This window comes from Mycolicibacterium septicum DSM 44393, from assembly GCF_000455325.1.
Lineage (GTDB): Bacteria > Actinomycetota > Actinomycetes > Mycobacteriales > Mycobacteriaceae > Mycobacterium > Mycobacterium septicum.
The window spans coordinates 3161760-3186749 of sequence record NZ_HG322951.1; the positions used below are offsets into that span (position 1 = coordinate 3161760).

The following is a 24990-nucleotide window of genomic DNA, read 5'->3' on the forward strand; positions in this document are numbered from 1 at the left end:
CTCACCGCAGCCGGCCCATCACGCCGTTGACCACGGTTCTGTTGGCACTCGTCGCCGCCGGCATCACCGTGTGGCTGGGCTTGGTGGCCCAACTCGGCGGGGTCGTGGGCGCCGAGACGCAGACGCCGACCGAACTGGCGGTGGTCCAGGTGAAGTCGGGGGAGACGCTGCAGCAGGTGGCCCGGCGGGTCGCCCCGGATGCCCCGGTGGCCCGGGTCGTCGAGCAGATCCGCGATCTCAACCAGCTCGACTCCGTGGCGGTCGACGCAGGGCAGACGCTGCTCGCCCCGGTTGGCTGAGCAGTGCGATGTCCGCTGAATCGTCATGGCTGCCAGCCACACTGGCCGGCGTCGGCTTGAGCGTCTACACCCCACTGGACCCGGCGGTGAGTCTCCCGAGGGCAACGCGGGTACGCTCAAGGGCGCTCGAGCTAGTTGTCCGGCGGCATGACGAAGGAGCGGTAATGCATTGTCCGTTCTGCCGTCACCCTGATTCGCGTGTAGTTGATTCCCGCGAGACCGACGAGGGACAGGCCATCCGGCGCAGGCGGTCGTGCCCTGAATGCGGACGCCGGTTCACCACCGTCGAGACGGCCGTGCTGGCCGTGGTGAAGCGCAGCGGGGTGACCGAGCCGTTCAGCCGCGAGAAGGTCATCCGCGGCGTACGTCGGTCCTGTCAGGGCAGACAAGTCGATGATGACGCCCTCAACGTGCTGGCGCAGAAGGTCGAGGACGCCGTCCGCGGCCTCGGCACACCCGAGATCCCCAGTCACGAGGTCGGCCTGGCGATTCTCGGACCGCTTCGCGAACTGGACGAGGTCGCTTACTTGAGATTCGCCTCGGTGTACCGGTCATTTTCGTCAGCCGAAGACTTCGAGCGCGAGATCGAGGCGCTGCGCGCCCACCGCGCCGAGGCGTAATCCGGCCCGGGTTCAGTCCCGGTTCAGTCCAGCCGGGAGGTGCCGTCGTTGACGACGCGGCCGGCCAGGCGAACCCAGCCCTCCGGACTCCAGCGGGTCTCGATCACCGAGCCCTTGCCCTGGATGATCGTCAGATCGCGGCTGAGATAGTCGGTCATCCGCGCCGCCGCCGAGCCGGTGGCCTCGTCTTCGGGAATCCCCAGATGTGTGGCGAACATGCGCGATCGCATCACTCCCTGATCCCGATCGAGCCAGGTCCACAGGTAGTTCGTGACGCCGTCGGCGTAATCGTCGGGCTCGGCGGCCAGCAATTCGTCTGTAGAGGGAAGCTCATGGATCTCCAGTTCCGGTGACCACTCCGAGCGGGCACTGACCGCGGCCAGATCGTCGTCGTACTCCACCTGGAGGATTCCCGCGGGCACCAGCAGGGTGTGGACCGGCAGCCCTGTTTCGCGCAGCCACCACGACGCACCGACAGTCGGGTGCCCGGCGAACGGCAGTTCGGCGACCGGGGTGAAGATGTGGGCACTGGCCGAGTTGCCGCCGGGCTGTGGCAGGTCGATGAATACGGTTTCGCTGTAACCCAATTCGGTCGCGATCCGTTGCCGGTCGTCGGGGGCGACGGTGCTGTTGTCGACGACGCCGAGCGGATTGCCGTGGTTGCCGTCGGAGTCGGTGAACACGCGTAACACGGTGACGTCGATGGCCATGATCCGATGCTACGTCGCAGCCCACCGTCGCCGGGCGGACCGCCCGGCGACCCATCCGGGTCAGCAGGTCAGGTCGCGCTGCGTTCGTCGGCGTCCATCGCGTCGAGCACCGCGATCTGGGTGTCGAACGGCCCGGACATCGTCGATTCGGTCCGCCCGCTGCGCAGCAGGTCGCGGAGCCGATCCTGGTCGTAGACCGACGGTTCGGTCGTGTCGATGAAGCGCTCGACCACCTCGACGAAGCGGTCGGGATCGTCGTGGAACGGAAAATGCCCGGATCCCTTGAAGATCTCCAGCTGGGAACCGGGCATCGCGGCGTGGGCCATCCGGGCGTGGCTGACGGGGATCACCGAGTCGGAGTCGCCCCAGATCAGTTGCACGGGAACGGATTCGGTCAAATAACAGCGGTCCAGCATGGTGACGACCTGGCCCCGCCAGTCCACCACGGCCCGCAGGGTCCGGGCGAATGCCGACGATGCCGTCGGCTCCGGCAGATCGGCCAGGATGCGCAGCATGTCCGGAATGTCGTGCCCGAGGCCGGTTGAGCCCAGCACCGCCCCCGCGGCGCGGCCGGCCAGCTGCAACGCCGGTAGTACCAGCGGGAGCCTCAGCAGTGCCAGGGCCTCACTGCCCATCGGTAGGGAGGCGACCCGCAACGCCATGTTGACGTCCTTGGTGACCCCGCCGGCGCCGACCAGGATGAGGCGGTCGACCAACTGCGGGAACTGGTAGGCGAATTGCATGGCCACGCCGCCGCCCAGGGAATGGCCGACCACGGTCACCCGGTCGATGTCGAGCACGCTCAGCAGGTCGCGCATGCCGTTGGAGTAGGCCGCCACAGAGTAGTCCGCACGCGGCTTGTCGGAGCTGCCGTGGCCGAGCAGATCGGGGGCGATCACGGTGAACCGCTGCGCCAGCGCCGACTGCACGGTGTGCCAGGTGGTGGAGTTGTCGCCGATGCCGTGAATCAGCAGGATCGCCGGACCGGATCCGGCGACCCGGAAGGCCCGCCGGTAACCGTGGATCGTGCGGTACTCGAGCGTCGGGGTGAGCTCGCGAACGGTCCGCAGATGGGGTTTGCGCTCGGTCATGCTGGTCAACCTCGCTCTCGGCCCGCCATCGGGCTCCTATGAGTGGTTGTCGCCGTTCGGGAATCCGTCCCCGAAGCCGTCTCGTCCGTCTTTGTACTTGTCGTCTTTGTACTTGTCACCGGTCTGCTGGGCGAGGAACCGTTCGAACTCGGCTCCCAGCTCGTCACCGCTGGGCAGTTCCTCGTCACGCGCGAGCAGAGACCGATTCTCCTGTGCGGCAACGAACGCATCGTACTGGCGCTCCAACCCGGTCACCACTTGGGCGACCTCTGCGCTGGCCTCTACCTGCTCGTTGATCTTGCTGTACACCTCGGCACCGGCCTCGGACAGTTTCTCCAGCGGCAGTTGTAGCGAACCGGTCCGGGCCACCTCGGCCAGCAAGGCCTCGGCGGCCGGCGGATAGGCCGTCTGGGCCAGGTAGTGCGGGACGTGCACGGTGTAACCCACCACTTCGTGACCGTGCTGGGCCATCCGGAACTCGAGCAGGTTGGAGACGCTCGCCGGCACCTGGACTTCACCGACCCAGGGGGTGTGGTCGGCGATCAGTTCCTTGTTGTTGGCGTGCGCGGTGAGCATGACGGGGCGGGTATGCGGCACCGCCATCGGGATGGTGCCGAGGCCGATCACCCGCCGCACCGCGAGCTGTTCGGATAGCAGCCGCACGGCGGTGATGAACCGCTCCCACCTCAGGTCAGGTTCCAGGCCGGCCAGCAGCAGAAACGGCGTGCCCACGTCGTCGTGCAGGGCGTACAGGTTCAGCTCGGGTTCCTCGTAGCTGGTGAAGTGGTCGGTCTTGAACGTCATCAGCGGCCGCCGCGACCGGTAGTCGAGCAGCTCGTCGATGGCGAAGGAGGCCACCAGCTCGGTGTCGAGGGTGTCCTTGAGGTGCTCGGCGGCGAGCCGGATGGCGTGACCGGCGTCCGAGAACCCCTCCAGGGCGTGGATCAGCACCGGGCCACTGCCATCCGAGGAGGACAGCTGCGGCGCCGGGAACTCAAGCTCGTACATCCCGCTCTGATCGGGCTGGTAGTGCTGGTCGGGGGTGTCGGTGCTGTCGGTCATCTCGCTTCGTCTCCTCGCTGCGGCAGGACGCTGTGACGGCCTACCGCCATGTCATCTAGTGTCCCGCATACCCGGGCTGGGGGTCGTTCCGCCCCGCTAGTGCGTGCGAACGCGCCGGGACGGGTTCGGCATTCCGGCGGATATCCCCACGATCAGGCAAAATCGTGATGATGCAGGTGACCCGGATGGTGAAGCTCACAGTCGCGGCGGCAGCGATGACCGCCGGGGCGGCGGCGTGCACCGGTCCGGGCGCCATGACCGCGGGTGGCGGAACCGCGGCCCCCGCCCCGGCCACGTCGAGCAGTCCGCCGGTGGCGGCCAGCCCGTTGTCGCAGGCCGGGGCCGAGTCGGTGACGCCGGACCGGCGGGTCGGTGCGCTGTTCCTGGGCGACACCACGACGCACACCTGCAGCGGATCGGTTCTGGCCAGCGCGTCCGGCAATCTGATCCTGACGGCCGCGCACTGTCTTCTCGACGGTGTCGACACCACATTCGTCCCCGGGTTCGACACCAGCGGTGGTGACACCTGGCACGTCAGCACGGTGTATCTGGACCCGCGCTGGCTCGCCGAGCAGGATCCGCAGGCCGACTACGCCATCGTGCGGGTCACCGGCGGCTCCGGTGCGGGTCTGCTCGCGGCGGCCGGCGGCGGGCTGACGCTGGGTTCGGCACCCGCGCCGGGTGTTCCGGTGACGGTGACCGGCTATCCGATGGGCGAGGGCGGCAGCCCACTGGCGTGCCGCGGCGCGACCGAATGGTCACCGCAGGGGTTCCCGTCTCTGGCCTGTGCGGGCCTGACCGACGGTTTCAGCGGTTCCCCGTGGGTTTCCGGGTCGACGGTGACCGGTCTGGTCGGCGGACTCGACGGGGGAGGATGCGACGACGACGTGTCCTACTCGCCGCACTTCGACGACCGGATCGCCCGGTTGCTGGTGCGGGCCGAGGCAGGCGGGCCCGGCGATGCGGCGCCCGCCGCACTCGAATCCGACTGCTAGAACCGGAACTGGTTGAGCGCGCGCAGCTTGTTCATCACGTCGAGCGCCGCGACCTTGTAGGCCTCTGAGAACGTCGGATAGTTGAACACCGCGTCGACGAGGTATTCGACGGTGCCACCGCAGCCCATCACGGCCTGCCCGATGTGCACCATCTCGGTGGCGTTCGTGCCGAAGATGTGCACGCCCAGCACCCGCAGGTCCTCGGTGGACACCAGCAGTTTGAGCATCCCGTAGGAGTCGCCGGCGATCTGGCCGCGGGCCAGTTCGCGGTACCGGGACACGCCCACCTCGTAGGGGATCGAATCCTTGGTCAGTTCGACCTCGGTGGCCCCGACGAAGGACACCTCCGGGATCGAGTAGATGCCGATCGGTTGCAGGCTCATCATGGCCTTGGTGGGCTCGCCGAAGGCGTGGTAGGCCGCCAGCCTGCCCTGCTCCATCGATGTCGCGGCCAGCGCCGGGAAGCCGATGACATCGCCGACCGCGTAGATGTGGTCCACCTTGGTGGTGAAGTTGTCGTCGACGTAGATGCGGCCGCGGTTGTCGGCTTCCAGGCCGGCGTTGGCCAGATCGAGGTGGTCGGTCTGCCCCTGGCGTCCGGCCGAGTACATCACGGTTTCGGCGGGGATCTTCTTGCCGCTGGCCAGGGTGGTCACCGTGCCCGAGGTGCCGATGTCGACGGCGGTCACCTCTTCGCCGAACCGGAACGTCACCGCGAGGTCGCGGAGGTGGAAGCGCAGGGACTCGATGATCTCGGGATCGCAGAACTCCAGCATGTCGTCGCGTTTCTCGACGACGGTGACCTTGGTGCCCAGCGCGGCGAACATCGACGCGTATTCGATGCCGATGACCCCGGCCCCGACCACGACCATCGAGGTGGGCAGGGTCGCGAGATTGAGGATGCCGTCGGAATCGAGCACGCGCGCCTCGTCGAATGTCACCCCGGCCGGCCGGGCCGGTTTGGTCCCGGTCGCGATGACGATGAAACGTCCACGGACAGTGACGAGTTCGGCGCGGCCGGGATCCTCGACGACGATCGTGTGGTCGTCGGAGAACCGGCCGTGGCCGGTGTAGAGCTCGATGCGGTTGCGCATCAGCTGGGACCGCACGACGTCGATCTCCTTGCCGATGACGTGCTGGGTGCGGGACAGCAGATCGGCCGGGGTGATCTTGTCCTTGACGCGGTAGCTGGCGCCGTAGAGTTCGCGCTGGCTCATGCCGGTCAGGTAGACGACCGCCTCCCGCAGCGTCTTGGACGGGATGGTGCCGGTGTTGACGCACACCCCGCCGAGCATCATGCCCCGCTCGATCACCGCGACGGACTTACCGAGCTTGGCTGCGGCGATGGCGGCGCGTTGACCGCCGGGACCCGAACCGATGACGACGAGGTCATACTCCTGCATCGAACCCATGGGAAAACTGTTTACGCCGGTTGCCGCCTTCTCGCATGTCGGCGAGACCGAATACCGGATGAACAAATGCCTCGGGTTATCCCCAGCGCAGAGTCCATCCCCAGCCGGCCGCAAACGGCGGTTCGGGGCAGGGCCTGTGACGGCCCCGGTTGGCACGGTCGGGCCATGACAACGCCATCGCCATCCTCGCCGGAGTTCGACTTCCACCTCACCCGTCCCGGTGCGCTGATCGCCGCGCTACCCGCGGTGCTCGGATTCGTGCCGCACCGCAGCCTCGTCCTGGTCACCGTCGACCGGGGCGAGTTGGGCTGCGTCATGCGCGCCGATCTGGCGGACGACATGACCGAACGCGTCCAGCATCTGGTCGGCCTCGCGGCAGCGGCCGGCGTGGACGCGGTCATCGCGGTAGTCGTGGACGGGGACAGCCCGGACTGCCAGGCATGCGATGACCGCTATCGCGACCTGGCGTCGATGCTGGACCAGGCGCTGGCCGCCGACGGCATCGAGCTCTATGCCGCGCACGTCGTGGACAAGGTGGCTGCCGGTGGTTTCTGGCGCTGTGCCGACGGCTGCGGTGAACACGGGAGCGTGGACGACCCGGGTGCGTCGCCGCTGGCGGCGGCCGCGGTGCTGGACGGCCGCCGGCTCTACGCCAGCCGTGACGAACTGCTGCAGGTGATCCAGCCGGACCCGGTCGCCAATGACGCGATGAGGCGCCCGCTGGCGCTCGTGACGCAGCGGCCCGGGTGCCCGGAGGCGCGCCCCGACGCCGAGGTGCGTCGGGATGTCGAGGCCGCGATGACAGCGGCCCTGCAGGTGGCGGAGGGCGATGTACCCGGTGTGGCCGAATTGGCGCAGCTGGCCGTGGGGCTGGCCGATCCACGGGTCCGCGACACGCTCTACGCGCTGGCGGTCGGGGAGTGCGCCGATCAGGCCGAAGCCTTGTGGGCCCTGCTGGCGCGTAATCTTCCCGATCCGTGGCGGGTGGAAGCCCTTGTCCTGCTGTCTTTTTCGGCGTACGCGCGTGGTGACGGCCCACTGGCCGGAGTTTCGTTGGATGCGGCGTTGCGGGCGCGGCCGACACACCGGATGGCCGGCATGCTCGACACCGCGCTGCAATCGGGGATGCGCCCGGAGCGGATCCGGGAACTGGCGGTCACCGGGTATCGCCTGGCCGAGCAGCTCGGCGTGCGGCTACCGCCACGCAGGACGTGGCGGCGCAGGGCCGGTTGAGCGGCTAGACCTTCTCGACGCGGACCGCGTGCGCCATGTGATGGGGCAGCTCGACCTGTTCGTGCCCGGGGATCACGATCATCACGCCGCCGTGGTCGTTGGCCTCCACGGTGACCCTGGCGTTCGGCACAACGCCGGCATCCTTGAGCCGGCCGATGAGCTCGGTGTCGCCCTGCACGTGCTCGGTGAGCTGGCGCACCACCACCGCCACCGGCAGCCCGACGGGGAGTTCGGTGAGCCGGACCAGGCTGACGTCGTCATAGCCGGCCCCGCCGACGCCGAGGTCCGACAGGCCCGGGATGGGGTTGCCGAACGGTGAGGTGGTGGGGTTGTCGAGCACCTGGACCAGGCGCCGCTCGACATCCTCGCTCATCACGTGTTCCCAGCGGCACGCCTCGGCGTGGACGTCCTCCCACGGCAACCCGATCACGTCGACGAGCAACCGCTCGGCCAGCCGGTGCTTGCGCATCACGGCGACCGCGAGGGCGCGGCCCTTGTCCGTCAGTTCGAGGTGGCGGTCGCCGGCCACGTGCAGCAGGCCGTCGCGCTCCATGCGCGATACCGTCTGGCTGACCGTTGGACCGCTTTGGTCGAGCCGTTCGGCGATACGGGCACGCAGCGGCACCACGCCCTCTTCCTCGAGGTCGTAGATCGTTCGTAGGTACATCTCGGTGGTGTCGACCAGATCGTTCATGCGCGCCTTCCCAGCCCAAACGTCACCGCACAGTCTACCGTTTCCGGCGTCTGAACTGCGGCGCAACATCGGGGCGTTGGGCAGGTCACATCGTCGCGGAAAACCCCAGGACATACGGGCCAAAACGACCGGAAACGCCTGGATACGCGATGTGCCCCGCCGGAAAACCGGCGGGGCACATCGTCAGGAGGGACTAGCTGGCGTAGGAGCGGAGCCGATCGGCACGCTCGCCATTGCGGAGCTTGGACATCACTTCACGCTCGATCTGGCGGACCCGCTCACGGGACAGACCGAAGAGCTTGCCGATCTGGTCCAGGGTGCGGGGCTGCCCGTCATCGAGGCCGAACCGCAGCCGGATCACCTGCTGCTCGCGCTCGTCGAGCGTGGCCAGCACGTGGCGGATGTCGGTGTGCAGCAGCTCGGAGATGACGGCGTTCTCGGCCGACATCGCGTTCTCGTCTTCGATGAAGTCACCCAGCGGGGCTTCCTCGTCGGTGCCGACCGGCATGTCCAGGCTCACCGGGTCGCGGCTGTGCTCCAGCAGGTCGTTGATCTTCTCGACCGGGATGCCGGACTCCTCGGCCAGTTCCTCGTCGGTGGCTTCGCGGCCCAGGTTCTGGTGCATCTCACGCTTGATCCGGGCCAGCTTGTTGACCTGCTCGACCAGGTGGACCGGGAGTCGGATGGTGCGGCTCTGGTCCGCCATCCCGCGGGTGATGGCCTGGCGAATCCACCACGTGGCGTACGTGGAGAACTTGAAGCCCTTGGAGTAGTCGAACTTCTCCATTGCGCGGATCAGACCCAGGTTGCCTTCCTGGATCAGGTCCAGCAGCGGCATACCGCGCCCCGTGTAGCGCTTGGCCAGCGACACCACCAGGCGGAGGTTGGCCTCCAGCAGGTGCCGGCGCGCTGCCTCGCCATCGCGGACCACGGTGGCCAGATCGCGCTTGCGGTTCTCGCCCAGGCGCTTCTTCGTGCTCAGCACGTGCTGGGCGTACAAGCCTGCCTCGATGCGCTTCGCGAGCTCTACCTCATCGGCGGCGTTGAGCAACGCCGTTTTGCCAATGCCGTTCAGATACACGCGCACGAGGTCGGCGGCAGGGCTCTGGGCGTCCAGATCACTGTCGACGCGGCTTGTGGTGGCATTTGCCATGACGGCCTCCTGATCAGCTCGAACTGTCATGATCTACAACGTCGTAGACGCCATGAGAGTTCCCGCCGATCCCCGGATTCATACCCGTTGAGCTGCGGTTTTTCGGAACCGACCTGAGAATGTCCTGAGAATAGCTAAAGAAGCCGCTCAGCTGGGGTCATCGTCGCCGGACCGCGCCGCGTCCGGTTGCGGTGGCACAAACGGTTCCTTCTGTAACGCCGGCCGCTCCGCGGTGGGGAACAGTGGGATCCGCTCGCCGCGACCGGCGTAACGTCGTGGCTCCTCGGCGCTGCGCGGGGGACGATCGTTGGCGATCAGCACCGCCATCCAGGGCAGCGGTATCGACGCCACGATGATCGCGAGCGAGATCAGCCCGTTCTGCCAGATGTTGTAGGCGACGGCGGCCAGGATGAGTGCCGGGATACGGAAGGCCATCAGCGTCAGGTACTTGCGGACGCGCTGGCGATGCTGCACTTCGTAGGAGGGTGCGGCTTTGGTGATGAGAACCGGGCGGGCTTCCTTGCCGAAATCGTCGCCGAAATCGTCGTCGAAACTCAGCTCGTGGCTTTGTTTCATGCCTCTACTGTTCCACACCTGGACCGCGTGGTGGCAGGCGGATTTCCCTATGCCCCGCAGCCAGGCACAATAAAACCCGCGGACGTGAGGAGCACAATAAAACTATGCAGACCCAGACCATCGAGCGCCCGGACACCGACGAACGCGTCGACGACGGGACCGACGACGACACCCCCAAGTTCTTCCACTACGTCAAGAAGAACAAGATCGCCGAAAGTGCCGTCATGGGCACGCATGTGGTCGCGCTGTGCGGCGAGGTATTCCCCGTGACGAAATCGGCCAAGCCGGGCTCTCCGGTGTGCCCGGATTGCAAGAAGATCTACGAGTCGCTCAAGAAGTAACTCACGATGCGGCCGGCGGCCGGGGCGGTGGCAGAGGCTCGGGCACCCGGGATTCGACGGGTGCCTGGGTGCCGCCGTTGAGGCCGCCGTTGAGGGCTTTGTCCTCCAGCCATTCCCGCAGTCTCCTGGCATGGGTGTCCGACGCGGGCCACTCCTCTTGAATGGCCGCATTGAGTTCGGCGCCGAGCATGATGGCAAAACCCAGGAAGAACGCGAACAGCAGGAACGCGATCGGCGTGGCCAGCGCGCCATAGGTGTAGCCGGTGCTGGTGATCCAGGTCAGGTAGATCCGTAACCCGAACGTGGCGACCAGGAACACCACGGTGGCCAGCACCGCGCCGAGCATCAGGCGATGCGTCGGGATGGGTGCGGGCAACGAGACCCGGTACAGGATCGTCACCCCGACGAACACCGCCAGGAACAACGCCGGGTAGTAGCCGTACCGCAGCACGTTGTCCCAGCTGTCCGGGATGTGTTCGGAGATCGCCCGGGGCCCGAGCGCCAGCAGCGGCGCCAAGCCGATCGCGGACACCAGCATGATCACGTACAGGCCGAGCGCGTAGAAGCGCTGCCGCACCGGATGTCGCAGCGGTGTCTGGTCGTGGGCCTCCACGATGGAGTCCACGAATGCCGACACCGCCGACGACCCGGCCCACAACGAGATCACGAAACCCACCGACACCACCTCGCCCCGGGCGCCCTTCACGATGTCGCGGATCGTCGGTTCGATGATCTCGTTGACGACGTTGGGGGAGAAGAAGCTGTTCGCCGCGTTGATCAGTTGATCCTGGATCGTCGGCAGAGTGTCCGGCCCGAACAACGGTGCGATGTAGGCCAGGCTGCCGAGCATCCCCAGCAGGAGGGGAGGCAATGACAACGCGCACCAGAACGCCGCCTGCGCCGATTCCGAGAAGATGGAATCGTCCCAGCTCTTCGACAACGTGCGTCGAGTGATGTGCCAGATGTGGTGGCGTGATGGTGGTACTGGAAGCGGCTGGCCAGTCATGACCAGTCAAGCATTACTGACGAAACGTGCTCCTGCCCAGGCGGGTGGTGTCCGAGGCGACGGCTGATGGCCGTCAGGCGTCTGCGGTGCTGTTTTCCAGCACCGCGGCCAGCTCGACCAGCTTGGCTTCGTGCTCGTTGGCATGGTGCTGGCAGAAGAGCAGCTCGGCCCCCGAAGGCAGCTTCGCGCGCACGCGTGCCGCAGCACCGCAACGATCGCAGCGATCGGCTCTGGTTAGCTCCGGGCTTGTCAGAGTTGCGTTCATGGCTCCTCCGTCTTCTGCTCTGCGCATCTCGGCAAAGTCGCCGTGACTGCGTATGTCTACTCTGTCAGACGTTTTGGATTCCGGCCTTGTTCCCCAGGGGTTCACCGGTGTGTCGTGTCTCACTTGGCCGCCGTGTTGCTGGACAGGCAAGCTGACGGTATGCATCCATCGCCGCGTGTCCTGCTTCACTTGTGCAGCGTCGAGGACTGGCTGACGGCTCAGCGTAGCGGGGAGCATCGTCCGGACTCGCTCGGCGCCCAGGGCTTCGTCCACCTCTCGGCTCCTGAGCAGGTGCATCTGCCGGCGAACCGGCTCTACTCCGGACGCGGCGACCTGGTGCTGCTGCACATCGATCCGGCGAAACTCACCGATCCGGTGCGCTGGGAGCCGGGGGTGCCGACGGATCCAGAGGCGATGCTGTTCCCGCATCTGTACGGTCCGCTGCCGGTGGACGCTGTGATGACCACCACGGTCTACCAGCCCGACGATCAGGGGCGGTTTGCGCCGCTGGCCGACACGCCGTCGGGGTAGAGCGCAGCTCAGCGGCCGGTGCGGCACGTGACATGCTCGTCACGTGTCCGGCGCAGCCCAGAATCGGCAGGGCGCGGCTACCCGGCTGCGCCTGGTGAAGGCTGCCGAACGACTGTTCGCCGCCCAAGGGGTGGATGCGGTATCCGTGCGGGCGGTCAACGCGGCCGCGGGCCTCGGCGCCGCGTCGGTGCACTACCACTTTGGATCCAAAGACGACCTGCTGCGCGCGGTGCTCACCGACATCGGTGCGCCGGTGCGTGACGAGATCACGGCCAATGTGGCGGTGCTCGCGGCCGATCCGGATGCGCCCAGTCCCGATGCTCTGGTCCGGGCGGTCACCGGGCCGTATCTGAAACTGCTGCTGCGCCACCGGGTCCGGGGCATGCGCTGGATCAAGATCATCGCGCAGATCTCGCAGGAGGACAATCCGGTGCTGCTCGACACCGAGCAGCATCTGCCCGACGAACTGTTCGCACAGGTCCAGCGCGCGTTTCCCGATTCGGATCCGGCCCGCCTGGAACTGCGGTGGGCCATCTCCGTCATGAACTTCATCCAAGCGCTGAGCCGGGCCGACGAATGGCGCCGCAACGGTAGCCGGCTGGATGAGGACGAACTGAGGGACTTCTACGAAGACCTCGTGTGTTTCGTCGTCGGTGGAGTCGATCGTCTCCTCGGTTCCTGACTGATCAGTCCTACCCAGCGGGAGCATTCGCGGCAAAATTTCTGGATCACTTGATCCAATCATTTGATCCAGATAGCGTCCCGGGCATGTGGAATTCGAGCTCGATCAAGTTCGGGGCGTTCCTGGCGCCCTATCACCCCCTCAACGCCGACCCGGCACTGCAGCTGCGGCGTGACATCGATCTGATGGAACATCTGGACCATCTCGGATTCGACGAGGCCTGGATGGGTGAGCACCACTCGACCGGATCCGAAATCGTTCCCGCGCCAGACGTGTTCATCGCGGCGGCGGCCGAACGCACCGAACGCATCCGATTCGGCACCGGCGTGATGTCGCTGCCGTACCACCACCCGCTGATCACCGCGGACCGCATCACCCAACTCGATCTGCAGACGCGCGGCAGGCTCATCGTCGGCACCGGCCCGGGCAAGATCCCGCTGGATGCGCACATGATGGGGATCAATCCGATCGACCAGCGCCGGATGCAGGGTGAGGCGCTGGAGGCGGTGCTGCGCCTGCTGCGCGGCGAGGTCGTCAACATGGAGACCGACTGGTTCACCCTGCGGGATGCGCGGGCCCAGCTGCCCACCTACGATCCGGCCGGTATCGAGGTGGCGACCGCGTCGACCATCTCTCCGAACGGGTCGGTGCTCGCCGGCACGCACGGGTTGTCCCTGCTGTCGCTGGCCGCCAGCTCGCCGAGCGGATTCGAGGTGCTCGACCGCAACTGGGGTGTGTACGAGCAGGTTTGCGCCGAGAACGGGCATCAGGCGGACCGCTCCACCTGGCGCCTGGTCAATCCGATGTTCATCGCCGAGACGCGCGCCGAGGCCGAACGGGCCGTCAGCCGCCGGATCCATGCCATCGCCGAATACGTCAACCGGCAGCAGGGCATCCACCCCGACTGGGCGCAGACGCCCGAGGGCATCATCAACCAGTGGCGTACCGACAACCTGGGCGAGTTCGGTCAAGTGATCATCGGCACCCCCGAAGATGCGATCGCACAGATCGAACGACTCATCGAGAAGACCGGCGGATTCGGCACGCTGCTGATCCTGCATGTGGACATGGCCAGTTGGGAGGACACCAAGCGCAGCTACGAACTGTTCGCCTCCGAGGTGGTACCGCATTTCAAGAAGCGCAACGCCGGCCGGCAGGCCAGCCTGCAGTTCGCCGAGGACAACAGCGAGTACCTGCTCGGCGGCCTGATCGGCGCAATCACCAAGGCGCACACCGACTATTACGGCCAGCCTGCCGAGCAGCTCGCCGGGCAGGGGGCGTGATGCGCGCGGCGGAGTACTTCGACGGGCGGTTCACCGTTACCGACGTCACCGAACCACCCGCCACCGGGACCGGGCAACTGCGCATCAAGGTCGCGGCCTGCGGCATCTGCGGCAGCGATCTGAGCATGTCCAAGGATCCGTGCCGGTTCGTCTCGGTCGCGGCCGCCGGAGGGTTCCCGCTCGCCGTGTTCGACCACAGCAGGCCCATCGTGCTCGGGCATGAGTACGCCGGCACGGTCGTCGAATGCGGCCCGGGTGTCACCGATTTCGAGGTGGGCGACCGGGTCGCGGGCATCGGCGTGGCCACCGAGGCCGGCACCGGAATCCCGACGATCATCGGCTATTCCAACGAATACCACGGGGCCTTCGGCGAATTCATCGTCGTCGACGGCTTCTGGGTGCGCAAGGTGCCCGACGGTCTGTCACTCGAACACGCCACCCTGGCCGAACCGCTGCACGTGGGTGAGATGCACGTGCAGCAATCGGGCCTCACCGAGACCGACGCCGCCCTGGTGATCGGTTGCGGCTCCATCGGTCTCGGCACGATCCTGGCGGCCAAGGCGCATGGCGCGCACACCGTCATCGCCGCCGAACCGTCGCCCAAACGCCGCGAACTCGCCCTCAAGATGGGCGCCGACATCGTGGTCGATCCCGACGAGCAGGATCCGATCGAGCTCTGGAACTCGATGTTGGCTCAGGGCAAGGGTGGTTCCGGCATTCTCATCGCCTACGAGTGCAGCGGCCGCGTCGGCACCCTCAACACGCTGACCCACACCCTGCCGTTCGGATCCCGGATCCAGGTCGTCGCTTCACCTTTCGGCGACGAGACGATCATCCCGGTGGTCGCGCAGTTCCGGCAGATCGCGATCAACTTCGGCCACGGCCCCTACCACGAGGCCTACGACACCGTGCTGAAGCGGCTGGCCGACGGCGAGATCGACGCCGAGGCGATCATCACGGGCCGGGTGGGACTGGACGGATTGGGCGACGCTTTCGAGGCGCTGCGGGATCCCGAGGCGCACGTCAAGATCCTGGTGCTGCCCGGGGCGTGAGGTTGTGGCGGGCCGGCGCGACCGCCGGCCCACCAGATCCCGCGCCTGCTCGGCGGGCGGTGATCTCGCGTCGGCTCAGTTGGTGTGGACCGGCGTCACCGGAATCCGGCCCGCGCTGGCGCCGCCGTCGACGGTCAGATCCGCGCCGGTGATGTACGACGACGCATCCGAGGCGAGGAATGCGACGACGTCGGCAACCTCTTCGGGGGTGCCGACGCGCGTGAGCGGCGCACCGGGATGGCCGCCGAGGCCGCGTTCCACCTCAAGGTGGGCGATCATCGGTGTGTCGATCATCCCGGGGTAGACGGTGTTGACGCGAATACCCAACGGGCCCAGCTCGATTGCCGCGACCTTCGACATGCCGCGCAGGCCCCACTTGGATGCGCCGTATGCGGTGTAGCCCGCGAGTCCCTGCACGCCCGCCTGCGACGAGATGTTGACGATCGATCCGCCGCCGGCGGCCTTCATCGGTTCCGTGACAGCCTGGATACCGAGAAAGGCGCCGATGAGGTTGACCCGCAGCATCTGCTCGAATCCGGCGGTGTCCTGCTCGGCCAGCGGCACCACCTTGCAGATGGCGGCGTTGTTGACCAGTACGTCGACCCGGCCGAACTCGGTGACCGCGGTGTCGACCGCCACGCGCCAGTCGGTTTCGCTGCCGACATCGTGGCGGACGAAACGGGCGGCGGCGCCGATCGATTCGGCGACCCGCTCGCCCTCTTCGGCGAGGACGTCGGTCAGTACCACCCGGGCGCCGAGGGCGGCGAACAACCGCGCTTCGGCCTCACCCTGTCCGCGCGCTGCGCCGGTGACGATCGCGACCTTGCCGGACAGATCCATCAGCTTTGCGTTCGTCATCGCTACTTCTCGTTCTGGTCGATGCCGGTCAGCAGGATCTCCGACATCCGGCGGGGGAACTCGGTCACCTTGGCCATGGCGACGATCTGACGTGGCATGACGACATGGCGCTTGTTGCGTTCGATGGCGTCGGCGATGGCGGTGGCCACCACCTCGGGCTCCAGCGCGGACGACGGCAGCATGCGCAGGCGCTCGAACCGCTCGATGGTCTTGCGGGCGGGCGTGAATTCCCGGATGTGGTCGATCATGTCGGTCCGCACCTCGCCGAGCTGGACGAGCGTGGTACCCACGGGCTTGCCCCGCAGTTCCGCGCGGATGCCGGCGGTGAAATGGCTCAGGCCGGCCTTGGAGGTGCCGTACAACGTGACGCCGGGACCCTGCGCGATCGCGCCGTAGGACGACACGTTCACGATGTGACCGCGGCCCCGGCGCACCATCCTCGGCATGGCCTGGCGGCACAGCTCCAGGGGCGCGGCGAGGTTGACCTGCAGGAGGTTCTGCACATCGGAGGCGCTGGCGTCGGGGAACAGGCCCACCCGGTCGATTCCGGCGTTGTTGACCAGGATGTCGACCGGGCCGTCGGCCTCGACCTGATCCAGCAGTGCCTCGACGGCGGCGGGGTCGGTGAGGTCGGTGGGGTAGGCCTTGCCGCCGATCTCCTTGGCGAGCAGGTTGAGCGACTCGGCATCACGCGCCACCACGGCGACGTCGACACCGCGTGCGGCCAGCACCTCGGCGATGCTCTTGCCCAGTCCGCGGCTCGCGCCGGTGACCAGAGCGCGGGTGTTCGCAAGCTTCATGGGTTGCCTTTCAATGGTTTTCAGGTGTGGTCTTCGTTGTTCAGTTCGGGGAGCGCAGGGCCTCGCGGATGACGGCGCACACGTCTTCGGTGGCCTCGGCCGCGGCGGGGAGGTGGTCGGCGAGGTTGAAGAATCCGTGGAATCCGCGCTCGTAGCGCCGGACGCTGACTTCGGCGCCGCCGGCGGCGAGCATGCGGGCGTACTCTTCCCCCTCCTCGCACAGCGGATCCAGGGCCCCGGTCAGCACGTGCCCATCCGGAAGCCCGGTCATGTCACCGAGAATCGGCGACGCCGAAACCTCGGCCTGGGCGCCGCTGGCACCGAGGTACTGCGCGGTGAACCACTGCATGTGCTCGGCGGTCAGCACCCCGCTCTTGGTGTGCGGGCTGGACAGCGACGACTTGCGGCGCTGGTCGACCACCGGGTAGATCAGCACCTGGAATGCGATGGGCGGTCCGCTGCGATCCCGGGCTGTCATCGCCACCACCGCCGCCAGGTTTCCGCCCGCGCTGTCGCCCGCGACCACCAGCCGGGCCGGGTCACCTCCGAGCTCGGAGGCGTGGGCGGCCGCCCATTCGGTTGCGGCCCAGGCATCTTCGACCGCGGCAGGATAGGGATGCTCCGGTGCCAGCCGGTAATCGACCGAGATCACGATCGCGCCGATGCCGTTGGCGAGCCTGCCGCAGCACGAGTCGTGCGAGTCGAGGTCGCAGAGGACGAATCCGCCGCCGTGGAAATAGACCAGTACGGGCAGTCCGGGGCCAGTGTCGACGCAGGAGTCGGCGGGGTCCAGCGGATGGTAGATCCGCACCGGGATGTCGCCGGCCGGCCCGGGGACGGTCCGGTTCTCGACGCTGCTCACCTGCATGGGCCTGGCCGGTCGGCGGCTGGCCTTGAGCCGGGCGCGCACCTCGGCCGCGGCGGCGATGGGGTCGCTGCCCCCGGAGAGGATCGGGGCGAACGCGTCGCCCATCCGTCCGGCGACCTCGCGCTTCATGGTCTCGTCGGAAGTGGGTGAGCCGCTCACCTGGAACCCCCGGTCAGCTCGCCGCGCAGCACCTTGCCGGTGGCATTGCGGGGCAGCCTGCTCAGGAACTCGACGTCCCGGGGGATCTTGTAGCGGGCCAGGTTCGCCCGCACGTAGTCCCTGATGTCGTCGGGGGCCAGGGTGGCGCCGTCGATCGGCACCACATAGGCGTTGAGCCGTTGGCCGAAGTCGTCGTCGCTGACCCCGATCACCGCCACCTCGTCGACCTCGGGGTGGCTGGTGATCAGGTTCTCGACCTCCAGCGGGTAGACGTTCTCGCCACCGCAGATCACCATGTCGTCGTCGCGACCGTCGATGTAGAGCCGGCCGGTGTCGTCGAAGTGGCCGACGTCGCCGCTGCTCTGCAGTCCGTCGATCGACTCCTTGGTGCGGCCGTCGGTGTAGCCGGCGAAGCTCACGTCGCTGCCGGCGAAAACCCGGCCGATCACTCCCGGCTCGGTGATCTCTTCACCCTTCGAGTCGTACAGACGCACCGCACATCCGACCGGCGCCCGGCCCGCGGTGCGCGGATCGTGCAGCAGGTCCTCGGGCATCGCGACGGTCATGACCGCGAGTTCGGTTGAGCCGTAAAGGTTGTAGAGCACCGGACCGAATTCGGCGAGGGTGCGCTCGACCAGGTCGGGTGGCATGGCCGAGCCCGATACGAAGATGATCTTGAGCGACGACGTGTCGTAACGATCGCGAACATCCTTGGGCAGTGCCAGGATTCGCTGCAGCATCGTGGGCACCACGACCAGCACGTCGCAGCCGTGGTTCTGGACCGCGCGCAGCGTTTCCTCGGGGTTGAACTTGCGCCGCAGGACCAGGCGGTTGCCCAGTGCCAGCGACAACACCGCCTGGCCGAGCCCGGTGCCGTGGAACATGGGCGCGGCCAGCATGCAGGTCTGGCCGCGGCGCCGCGGCACCCGGTCCAACAGTTGCGCCGAGAACAGGGGAGAGGTCTTGCCGCGCGGGGCGCCCTTGGGCGTGCCCGTGGTGCCGCTGGTCAGCAGCGTCATGCCGCCCGGCTTGGCGGGTGCGGCCACCGGGGCGGGCGAGGTGGCGGCGATCAGACCCTCCAGCGAACCCTCGACATCGACTGTCGAGCGTTCATCGGTCCATGCCAGGAAGCGCCGAACCCCGGGATCGATGGCGCTCACCAGGTCGGTGAACTCCTCGTCGTAGATCAGCACGTTGACCTTCTCGCGGGCCGCGACATCGGCGAGCTGGGGTTTGGCGAAGCCGGTGTTCATCAGCAGCAACTGGGCGCCGACCTTGCCGGCGGCGGCCAGGATGGTGACCAGGCCTCGGTGATCCCGGCACAGCGCCGCGATCACCGAGCCCGCGCCGATACCGCGTGAGTTCCAGGCCCGGGCAAGTGCATTCACCCGGTCGTTGAGTTCGGCGAACGTCACGTCGCCCCATTCGTCGGTGATGGCGATGGCATTGGGATCGCGGGTTGCGGCGCTCTCGATCACGGCGGCGAAGCCGCCGAACTGGCGGACCAGCTTGGCCTGCCGGATGCCGTCGGCGGCCCCACCGGACAGGCCTGACTCGCGCAGCACGGCAACGCTGCGGGCGACCACCCGGAGCCGATTGACCCTGGCGACGAGGCCGGCGGGGCGCGGAATAGCTCGCTTCATGGCGCAAACCGTACGGCGCACCGACCTGGCCGCGAGCCACGCAGTCTCGCTGGGCGGGACAGCTTGTCTACTGGGACACACGTTTGGATAAGAGTGATGGCAGCCACAGAAAGAGCCGTGACGGCGGTGAGAACAAGCGAGGTTGAGAATGCGGCGTTTGAAGGGTGAGGACAACAGCTTCCTGGCATGGGAGAGCTCCGTCCAACCGCAGCACACGATGAAGGCCGTGGTGCTCGACCCGGGCCAGGATGTCCGAACCGCTCACGTTCGACCGGCTCAAGACCGCCGTGCAGGGATGGGTCGATCAGATCGAGCCCATGCAGTGGCAGTTGCTGTCCCCGCGAGTGGGGTTCGGCCGGCCGTGGTGGGTTTCGCGGCCGCAGATCGACATCGAACACCATCTGCAGCGGACCACCGCGCCAGCACCCGGCGGAGACGAGGAACTCGCCGCGACCATCGGCGAGATCTTCGAGGTGGCGCTGGATCGCGACCGGCCGGCCTGGCAGCTGTGGTACGTCGAGGGCCTGGCCGACGGGCGCGTCGCCCTGGTGCTCAAGATTCACCACGCCGTCGCCGACGGCACCGCCTCACTGCGGCTACTGGAAACCCTCTACAGCGCGGATCCGCAGACGCCGTTGCCGCAGCCGCGGTCGACGCCGTTGCCGAACGAGCGCCGCCCGGCCCCGTGGCTCTGGTGGCCGCTCGTGCTGCGCCACCAGATCGCGGCACTGGCACGTTTCCCGAGTATCATCGCCCGCACCGCGGCGGTCACCGGGGTGATCCGCCGTCGGCAGAAGGCCGGAAAGCCCGGTTACGCAGAAGCTTTCGCCGCGCCGGCCATGCCGTTCAACGAACCGTTCTCGGCCAGCCGCCGATTCGCCTACCGGCGCTGCGACGTGACCGAGATCAAACGGGTGTCGAAGGTCTTCGGCGTCACCATCAACGACGTGTTCCTCACCATCTGCGGTGGGGCGCTGCGCGACTACCTGGCCGAGAACGGACAGCTCACCGACGAGAGCATGACCGCCGTGGTGCCCGTCTCGATGCGTCCGGACGAAACCGAAGCCGAGTGGGGCAACAAGGTGGCGCGCTGGAACGTCGACCTCGCCACCCACATCGCCGATCCCGTGGAGCGATTGGCGGCCGTCGCCTCGGCGACCCGCACCGCGCGCGAGGTGCAGGCCGAGCGCGACGCCTGGCTGCAGCACGACTGGATGGAGTACTGGCCGCTGTTCTGGTTGTACTCGCGGGTGTTGCCGATCCTCGGGGCCAAGATGAAGCGCCGCCCGATGTTCAGCCTGATCGCGTCCAACATGCGCGGCCCGCAGAACACCCTGTACTGGGGCGGTGCGCCGATCGAACAGCTCATCTCCTCGGGGCCGATCGTGTTCCCGATGGGATTGAATTTCACCGGATGGAGCTACCGCGACGAGATGGCGATCTGTGTGCTGACCTGTGGTGATCAGGTGCCGGACCCGTACGGGATCGCCGACCGGGTGCCGCAGGAGCTGGCCGAGCTGTCAGCGCGGGCGAACTCAGCCGGCGCTGGGATCCCCGCCGATCCGTCGGATCGTCAGGCGGTATCCGGCTAGGACGTCGAGCCACAGGCGGGCCACCGGGTCCGTCGCGTCCAGCGCGTGCCGACTGCCGCTGCTCAGCAGTTGGTCGGCGGCGTTGCGTGCCCGGGTGACCGCCTGGCGCAGCGCCGTCGCGGCACCGGCGGCATCGGCGCTCAGCGCCGTGACGAGTTGCAGCCGGGCGGCGTCGATGTCCGACTCCGCCTTGGCCACCAGTACCGCCGAAGCCGTCAGTTCGGTCGTGTCCTCGCTGCCGTACGAGGTGGCCAGTCGCCGGCGGACCTGCCCGACGTGTGCCTGCCACACGCCGGAGGCGGCCCCGATGACAGCGGCAGCCCGCGCGGCTCCGGCGAGAATCCCGTAGGAGGGCCCGACGTCATCGAGTTCTCCAGTGGCACAAGGACTGTCGTCGGGATTCGCGAACACGGTCTGTGCGTCGACGATCGCGTCGGACACCGCGACGTCGCCGATTCCGGCGGCATCCAGGCCGCGCAGGCCGGCCTGGTGGTCCAGTCGCACCGCGTCACGGGGGAGAAGGACGCACCGGACCGAGTCTCCGTCCAGGGCGCTCAGCAGCAGCCAGTCCGCAGACAGCGCACCGGTCACCGACTCCCAGCGGCCCGTCAACCGAAACTCTCCGGCCTCGGCGGTCAACCGTCCCGCCGGTTCCTCGCAGGCGGCGACGAGGGCATCGGTGTCGGCGCCCCACACCCGTTCGGCGGCAGCTTCGCCCAGGCAGGCAACCCCGTAGGCCGAGGTATTGACGGCCGCGGCGAACCACCCGCCCGATCCGTCGCGCTCCGCGAGGTCGGCGACCGCCGCGACGAAGTCGGATACCACCGAGGCCGACCGGGACGCCGCGCGCCCGCCGTAGCGGACCGGCTGCAGCAACCGGCACGATTCCGAATTGCGCAGGACGGCAATCGATTCAGCAGCCGAGGCGCCGGGATCGGCGCCGGGTGCACCGGGCGGCTCGGCCATATGACCTCCTGGGAGGGGTGACGAATGGTATCCACGATGGTGACATACCGGACGGGAAGGACAGGGCGGCACTGATGACGCAGAATGTGCGCGCTGCGGTGGGCCAGGCGCTGCCGGCGATCGCCGGCGCCGCTGCCGATGTCGACCGCACCGGGGCGATCGACCCGGCGGTGATCAGCGATCTGCACGATGCGGGTTTCTTTGCGATGCTGCGGCCCAAGGCGTTCGGCGGGATGGAGGCCGACCCGGCCGAGTACCTGGCGGTCACCCGTGACCTGTCCGCGGCGTGTACCTCCACCGGCTGGCTGGCCGGGTGGTTGGGGGTCAACACCTGGCATCTTTCCTTGTTCGACGAGCGTGCCCAGCGCGATGTGTGGGGGCGGGATCCGCGGACCCTGCTCTGCGAGTCGTATGCCCCGACGGGCCGGCTCGAACGCGTCGGCGACGAATTCCGGTTGTCGGGCCGGTGGACCCGGTGTACCGGAATCCTGCACGCGTCGTGGCTCATGGCTGCCGCGGTGCTGGTCGGTGAGGATGGTGCGGCCCAGGATTTCCTGGTGGCCCTGGTGCCGCGAGCCGACTTCGTCGTGGAACCGAGTTGGAACAGCGTGGGATTGCGCGGTATCGGCGCTCACGATGTCGTCGTCTCGGGTGCGGTGGTGCCGCGATACCGGACGTTCGGCTGGGTCAGCGGCGAGCAGCTCGGCACACTGGCTCCGCTGTACCGGCTGCCGCAACCGACCATGTACACCCACACCGGCACGGTTCCGCTGCTCGGTGCGGCCGAGAACATCCTGTCGGCGTTGCGGCCTCGGGCCGGCTCATCGGTCGATCCGGTGGCGATGGCGTGCAGCGACCTCGAGTTGTCGGTCGCCCAGATCGAACGCAACCTCGGCGACCTGATCGACTCCGCACGTGCCGACCGCGCTCCCGACAGCGACCTGGTACTGCGATCGCGCCGGGACCAGGTGCTGGCCTCCGAACGCGCCGTCGCGGCGATCCGGACGTTCATCGCGCACTCGGGTGGCCGCGATACCGAGTACCCGCTGGTGGAGCGGGTGTGGCGCGATGTCCAGACCGCGCAGACCCACGTCGCCAGCAATGTGGAGCAGGTGCTGGCGCTCGTCGGTCGCCACTCGTTCGGCATGGAGGTCGACGAGATCCTCTGGTAGTCGCGGCGTCAGACCCACGCGTCGGAGGTGAGCGTCCGCAGCACGCGGGACAAGAGGTTGTCGGTGGCCTGCGCCTGGGACGGGGCCGCCGACGTGGCATCCCGGCCTGCGCCGAGTTGCTGGGAGATGTGCCGGGCCGCGCGGATCACGAACGGGGCGGTCCGCTGCAGGCGGTGCAACGGGACCGCACCGGTCAGAGACAGGCCCGCCACCTCGCCGTCGGCAGAGCGCAGCGGGGCCGCCACGCTGGTCAGCCCGATCGCCAGTTCCTCGTTGTCGTAGGCCAGGCCGTGCCGCGAACGGATCCGGGCCAGTTCCCGGTGCAGGGTCTCCAGATCGCCGATGGTGGACCGGGTCGACCGGGTCAGTCGTGGCCCCAGGACCGCGTCCACCTCCTCGGCGGGCAACTGGGCCAGCATGGTCTTTCCCAGGGCGCTGGCGTGCGCGGGCGTGTGGCCGGCGACGCGGGTGGGCACCACCGCACTGTTGCGACCGGCCACCTTGTCGAGGTAGACGACGTCACCGCCGAACAGCACCCCGAGGTGCACCACCAGTCCGGTGTCGGCATGCAGGCGGGACAGGGTGGAGGATGCCACGCTGCGCAGCTGCGAGTGGTCGACCATCCGGGTCACCGGCAGCGGGGAGGCGGCCAGCGCGTAGCCGTCGGGACGGTGCTGCAGGAGCCCGGCGCTGTGCAACTGTTTGAGAATCCGGTGCACCGAGGACCGGGGTAGTCCGGTACGGCCGGCGATCTGGTCCAGCCGCAGGTGCTTGCCCGGTTCGTCGAAGACGTTGAGGATCAGGGCGACCCGGTCCACCATCGATACGGCCGTGTCACGCTGTTCGGCACGTGGTCGTGATGTCGCGTCACTGGCGGATGCCGGCACCTGCGCCCCCTCGGACGTCGAGCAATGGGTCACCCACCATCTCACTCAGCGGGATCGCGCCGCAAGCACATGACGCAAGTACCCGACCATGGGGACAGCACGCGATGCGCGACAAGGGAGTTTTGGATGCGTGGTGTTGAAATGACCAGGGACGTTCTCGACGGCATCAATGACAATGCCGATCGGATACAGGCACTCGGGCCTGTCAACGAGAAGCTGGGCCGACTCGACAACCGGACGGTCGACGCGCTGCGCGAGTGCGGGGTGATGCACATGCTGCAGCCCGAGGAGTTCGGCGGGATCGAGACCCATCCCGGCGACTTCGCCGAGGCGGTGCTCGAGATCGCCCGGTTGGACGGCTCGGCGGGCTGGGTCGCCGGTTCAGTCGGCGTGCCGCCATGGGCATTGGCCTCGGCCGACCGTCGTCTGCGCGACGAGGTGTGGGAGGCGGATCCCGACGTCTGGATCGCCTCGGCGCACACACCGGCCGGGGTGCTCCTGCCTGTCGACGGTGGCTATCGCCTATCGGGCGAGTGGCGGTCGGTCGCTGCGATCGACCACTGCGAGTGGGTGGTCGTCGGTGCCCGCGTGGTCGGTACCGGGGATACCGACGGACTGGGGTATTCGCTTGTGCCGCGGTCGGATCTGAGCATCGTCGAGGAATCCTGGGATGCGATCGGGTTGATCGGTACCGGAAGCAAGAGCATCGCGATCGACGACGCGTTCATCCCGGGGCATCGGTTGCTGAATCACGACAGCATCGTCGACGGCACCGCGGCGGGACGCGCGGGCCTGCGCAATCCCATCTACCACATTCCGCTCAGTACCATTGCGCCGCTGGGGATCACGGCCGCGGTGATCGGCATGGCCGAGGGCGCGCTGGCCCACCATGTCGACGTGGTGGGCTCAGAGGATTTGGTCTCCGAGCATGCCGCCGCCGAGATCCGGGCGTCGCGGCTGGCGCTGCTCGACACCCTCACGGCGTCGTTCAACCGGGTGTTGGACGGGCCGATCGACCCGGGTATGCGGGCACGCGCACG

At 67.9% G+C, this 24990-nt stretch carries 27 protein-coding genes; 12 read left to right on the forward strand and 15 right to left on the reverse strand.

The window, feature by feature from the left end:
* Both TX88_RS33340 and nrdR read left to right on the forward strand, forming a co-directional pair.
* Window positions 1-299, forward strand: a 299-nt coding sequence (locus TX88_RS33340) for a LysM peptidoglycan-binding domain-containing protein (RefSeq protein ID WP_044519418.1), incomplete at its 5' end; no start/stop codon positions are given.
* 164 nt (window positions 300-463) lie between these two features.
* Window positions 464-919: a transcriptional regulator NrdR gene (nrdR, locus tag TX88_RS14970; protein WP_019348288.1), complete on the forward strand. Its 456-nt coding sequence runs from the start codon at window positions 464-466 to the stop codon at window positions 917-919.
* Between the two features lie 23 nt (window positions 920-942).
* On the opposite strand, the gene TX88_RS14975 is transcribed toward nrdR, so the two are convergent.
* The 3 genes from TX88_RS14975 to TX88_RS14985 form a co-directional block, all read right to left on the reverse strand.
* Window positions 943-1629, reverse strand: a complete 687-nt coding sequence (locus TX88_RS14975; protein WP_044517836.1) for a PhzF family protein — start codon at window positions 1627-1629, stop codon at window positions 943-945.
* A gap of 68 nt (window positions 1630-1697) precedes the next feature.
* Window positions 1698-2720 carry an alpha/beta fold hydrolase gene (locus TX88_RS14980; RefSeq protein ID WP_044517837.1) on the reverse strand — a complete coding sequence of 341 codons (1023 nt, stop codon included), beginning with the start codon at window positions 2718-2720 and terminating at the stop codon, window positions 1698-1700.
* A gap of 36 nt (window positions 2721-2756) precedes the next feature.
* A complete protein-coding gene (locus tag TX88_RS14985; RefSeq protein WP_044517839.1) occupies window positions 2757-3782 on the reverse strand; it encodes a proteasome assembly chaperone family protein in 1026 nt (341 codons plus the stop codon).
* A 185-nt stretch (window positions 3783-3967) separates the two neighbouring features.
* Between TX88_RS14985 and TX88_RS14990 the strand changes: the two genes are divergently transcribed.
* Window positions 3968-4777: a trypsin-like serine peptidase gene (locus TX88_RS14990; protein WP_244438426.1), complete on the forward strand. Its 810-nt coding sequence runs from the start codon at window positions 3968-3970 to the stop codon at window positions 4775-4777.
* On the opposite strand, the gene sthA is transcribed toward TX88_RS14990, so the two are convergent.
* Window positions 4774-6189: a Si-specific NAD(P)(+) transhydrogenase gene (sthA, locus tag TX88_RS14995; RefSeq protein ID WP_044517841.1), complete on the reverse strand. Its 1416-nt coding sequence runs from the start codon at window positions 6187-6189 to the stop codon at window positions 4774-4776. The genes TX88_RS14990 and sthA overlap by 4 nt on opposite strands.
* Window positions 6190-6354: 165 nt before the next feature.
* Between sthA and TX88_RS15000 the strand changes: the two genes are divergently transcribed.
* Window positions 6355-7422, forward strand: a complete 1068-nt coding sequence (locus TX88_RS15000) for a DUF4192 domain-containing protein (protein ID WP_044517843.1) — start codon at window positions 6355-6357, stop codon at window positions 7420-7422.
* A gap of 4 nt (window positions 7423-7426) precedes the next feature.
* Here the strand turns inward: TX88_RS15000 and TX88_RS15005 are convergent, their stop codons facing one another.
* The 3 genes from TX88_RS15005 to TX88_RS15015 all read right to left on the reverse strand — a co-directional run bounded on the left by TX88_RS15005 (window position 7427) and on the right by TX88_RS15015 (window position 9863).
* Window positions 7427-8116, reverse strand: coding sequence for an iron-dependent transcriptional repressor DtxR (locus TX88_RS15005; RefSeq protein WP_044517844.1), 690 nt, complete (start codon window positions 8114-8116; stop codon window positions 7427-7429).
* A 193-nt stretch (window positions 8117-8309) separates the two neighbouring features.
* Window positions 8310-9299, reverse strand: a complete 990-nt coding sequence (locus TX88_RS15010; RefSeq protein ID WP_273732164.1) for a sigma-70 family RNA polymerase sigma factor — start codon at window positions 9297-9299, stop codon at window positions 8310-8312.
* A gap of 117 nt (window positions 9300-9416) precedes the next feature.
* Complete coding sequence (locus TX88_RS15015) at window positions 9417-9863, reverse strand: DUF3099 domain-containing protein (RefSeq protein WP_235732471.1); 447 nt, start codon at window positions 9861-9863, stop codon at window positions 9417-9419.
* 86 nt (window positions 9864-9949) lie between these two features.
* Here TX88_RS15015 and TX88_RS15020 point away from each other — a divergent pair, with 86 nt between their 5' ends.
* Window positions 9950-10186, forward strand: a complete 237-nt coding sequence (locus tag TX88_RS15020; RefSeq protein WP_044517849.1) for a DUF3039 domain-containing protein — start codon at window positions 9950-9952, stop codon at window positions 10184-10186.
* Between the two features lies 1 nt (window position 10187).
* On the opposite strand, the gene TX88_RS15025 is transcribed toward TX88_RS15020, so the two are convergent.
* Window positions 10188-11192 carry a YihY/virulence factor BrkB family protein gene (locus tag TX88_RS15025; RefSeq protein WP_044517851.1) on the reverse strand — a complete coding sequence of 335 codons (1005 nt, stop codon included), beginning with the start codon at window positions 11190-11192 and terminating at the stop codon, window positions 10188-10190.
* A 73-nt stretch (window positions 11193-11265) separates the two neighbouring features.
* Entirely contained in the window at window positions 11266-11457 is a 192-nt protein-coding gene (locus tag TX88_RS15030) for a DUF7455 domain-containing protein (protein WP_044517852.1), read from the reverse strand.
* A gap of 159 nt (window positions 11458-11616) precedes the next feature.
* Between TX88_RS15030 and TX88_RS15035 the strand changes: the two genes are divergently transcribed.
* The 4 genes from TX88_RS15035 to TX88_RS15050 all read left to right on the forward strand — a co-directional run bounded on the left by TX88_RS15035 (window position 11617) and on the right by TX88_RS15050 (window position 15005).
* Window positions 11617-11988, forward strand: a complete 372-nt coding sequence (locus TX88_RS15035; RefSeq protein WP_044517854.1) for a DUF952 domain-containing protein — start codon at window positions 11617-11619, stop codon at window positions 11986-11988.
* A 43-nt stretch (window positions 11989-12031) separates the two neighbouring features.
* Window positions 12032-12670: a TetR/AcrR family transcriptional regulator gene (locus TX88_RS15040; protein ID WP_044517856.1), complete on the forward strand. Its 639-nt coding sequence runs from the start codon at window positions 12032-12034 to the stop codon at window positions 12668-12670.
* A gap of 86 nt (window positions 12671-12756) precedes the next feature.
* On the forward strand, window positions 12757-13953 hold the full coding sequence (locus TX88_RS15045; RefSeq protein WP_044517857.1) for an LLM class flavin-dependent oxidoreductase: 1197 nt from the start codon (window positions 12757-12759) through the stop codon (window positions 13951-13953).
* Window positions 13953-15005, forward strand: coding sequence for an alcohol dehydrogenase catalytic domain-containing protein (locus TX88_RS15050; protein WP_044517859.1), 1053 nt, complete (start codon window positions 13953-13955; stop codon window positions 15003-15005). The genes TX88_RS15045 and TX88_RS15050 overlap by 1 nt, the downstream gene beginning before the upstream one ends.
* Window positions 15006-15080: 75 nt before the next feature.
* On the opposite strand, the gene TX88_RS15055 is transcribed toward TX88_RS15050, so the two are convergent.
* From TX88_RS15055 to TX88_RS15070, 4 genes are read right to left on the reverse strand one after another with little or no spacing between them, the layout of a single operon-like run.
* Window positions 15081-15863 (reverse strand): glucose 1-dehydrogenase, encoded by a 783-nt coding sequence (locus tag TX88_RS15055; protein ID WP_235732472.1) that lies wholly within the window; start codon window positions 15861-15863, stop codon window positions 15081-15083.
* A 2-nt stretch (window positions 15864-15865) separates the two neighbouring features.
* Window positions 15866-16663, reverse strand: coding sequence for an SDR family NAD(P)-dependent oxidoreductase (locus TX88_RS15060; protein WP_044517860.1), 798 nt, complete (start codon window positions 16661-16663; stop codon window positions 15866-15868).
* A 40-nt stretch (window positions 16664-16703) separates the two neighbouring features.
* Window positions 16704-17690, reverse strand: coding sequence for an alpha/beta hydrolase (locus tag TX88_RS15065; RefSeq protein WP_244438427.1), 987 nt, complete (start codon window positions 17688-17690; stop codon window positions 16704-16706).
* Complete coding sequence (locus TX88_RS15070) at window positions 17687-19333, reverse strand: AMP-binding protein (protein WP_044517862.1); 1647 nt, start codon at window positions 19331-19333, stop codon at window positions 17687-17689. Before TX88_RS15070 ends, TX88_RS15065 begins: the two co-directional genes overlap by 4 nt.
* 248 nt (window positions 19334-19581) lie before the next feature.
* Between TX88_RS15070 and TX88_RS15075 the strand changes: the two genes are divergently transcribed.
* On the forward strand, window positions 19582-20925 hold the full coding sequence (locus TX88_RS15075; protein WP_244438428.1) for a wax ester/triacylglycerol synthase family O-acyltransferase: 1344 nt from the start codon (window positions 19582-19584) through the stop codon (window positions 20923-20925).
* On the opposite strand, the gene TX88_RS15080 is transcribed toward TX88_RS15075, so the two are convergent.
* Window positions 20869-21891 (reverse strand): acyl-CoA dehydrogenase family protein, encoded by a 1023-nt coding sequence (locus TX88_RS15080; protein WP_044517863.1) that lies wholly within the window; start codon window positions 21889-21891, stop codon window positions 20869-20871. The genes TX88_RS15075 and TX88_RS15080 overlap by 57 nt on opposite strands.
* 74 nt (window positions 21892-21965) lie before the next feature.
* Here TX88_RS15080 and TX88_RS15085 point away from each other — a divergent pair, with 74 nt between their 5' ends.
* Complete coding sequence (locus TX88_RS15085) at window positions 21966-23063, forward strand: acyl-CoA dehydrogenase family protein (protein WP_044517865.1); 1098 nt, start codon at window positions 21966-21968, stop codon at window positions 23061-23063.
* A gap of 8 nt (window positions 23064-23071) precedes the next feature.
* Here TX88_RS15085 and TX88_RS15090 read toward each other — a convergent pair whose 3' ends face one another.
* Window positions 23072-23950, reverse strand: coding sequence for an IclR family transcriptional regulator (locus TX88_RS15090; RefSeq protein WP_044517867.1), 879 nt, complete (start codon window positions 23948-23950; stop codon window positions 23072-23074).
* Window positions 23951-24091: 141 nt separating this feature from the next.
* Here TX88_RS15090 and TX88_RS15095 point away from each other — a divergent pair.
* Window positions 24092-24990: acyl-CoA dehydrogenase family protein (locus tag TX88_RS15095; RefSeq protein ID WP_049924925.1), on the forward strand; the 899-nt coding region annotated here is incomplete at its 3' end.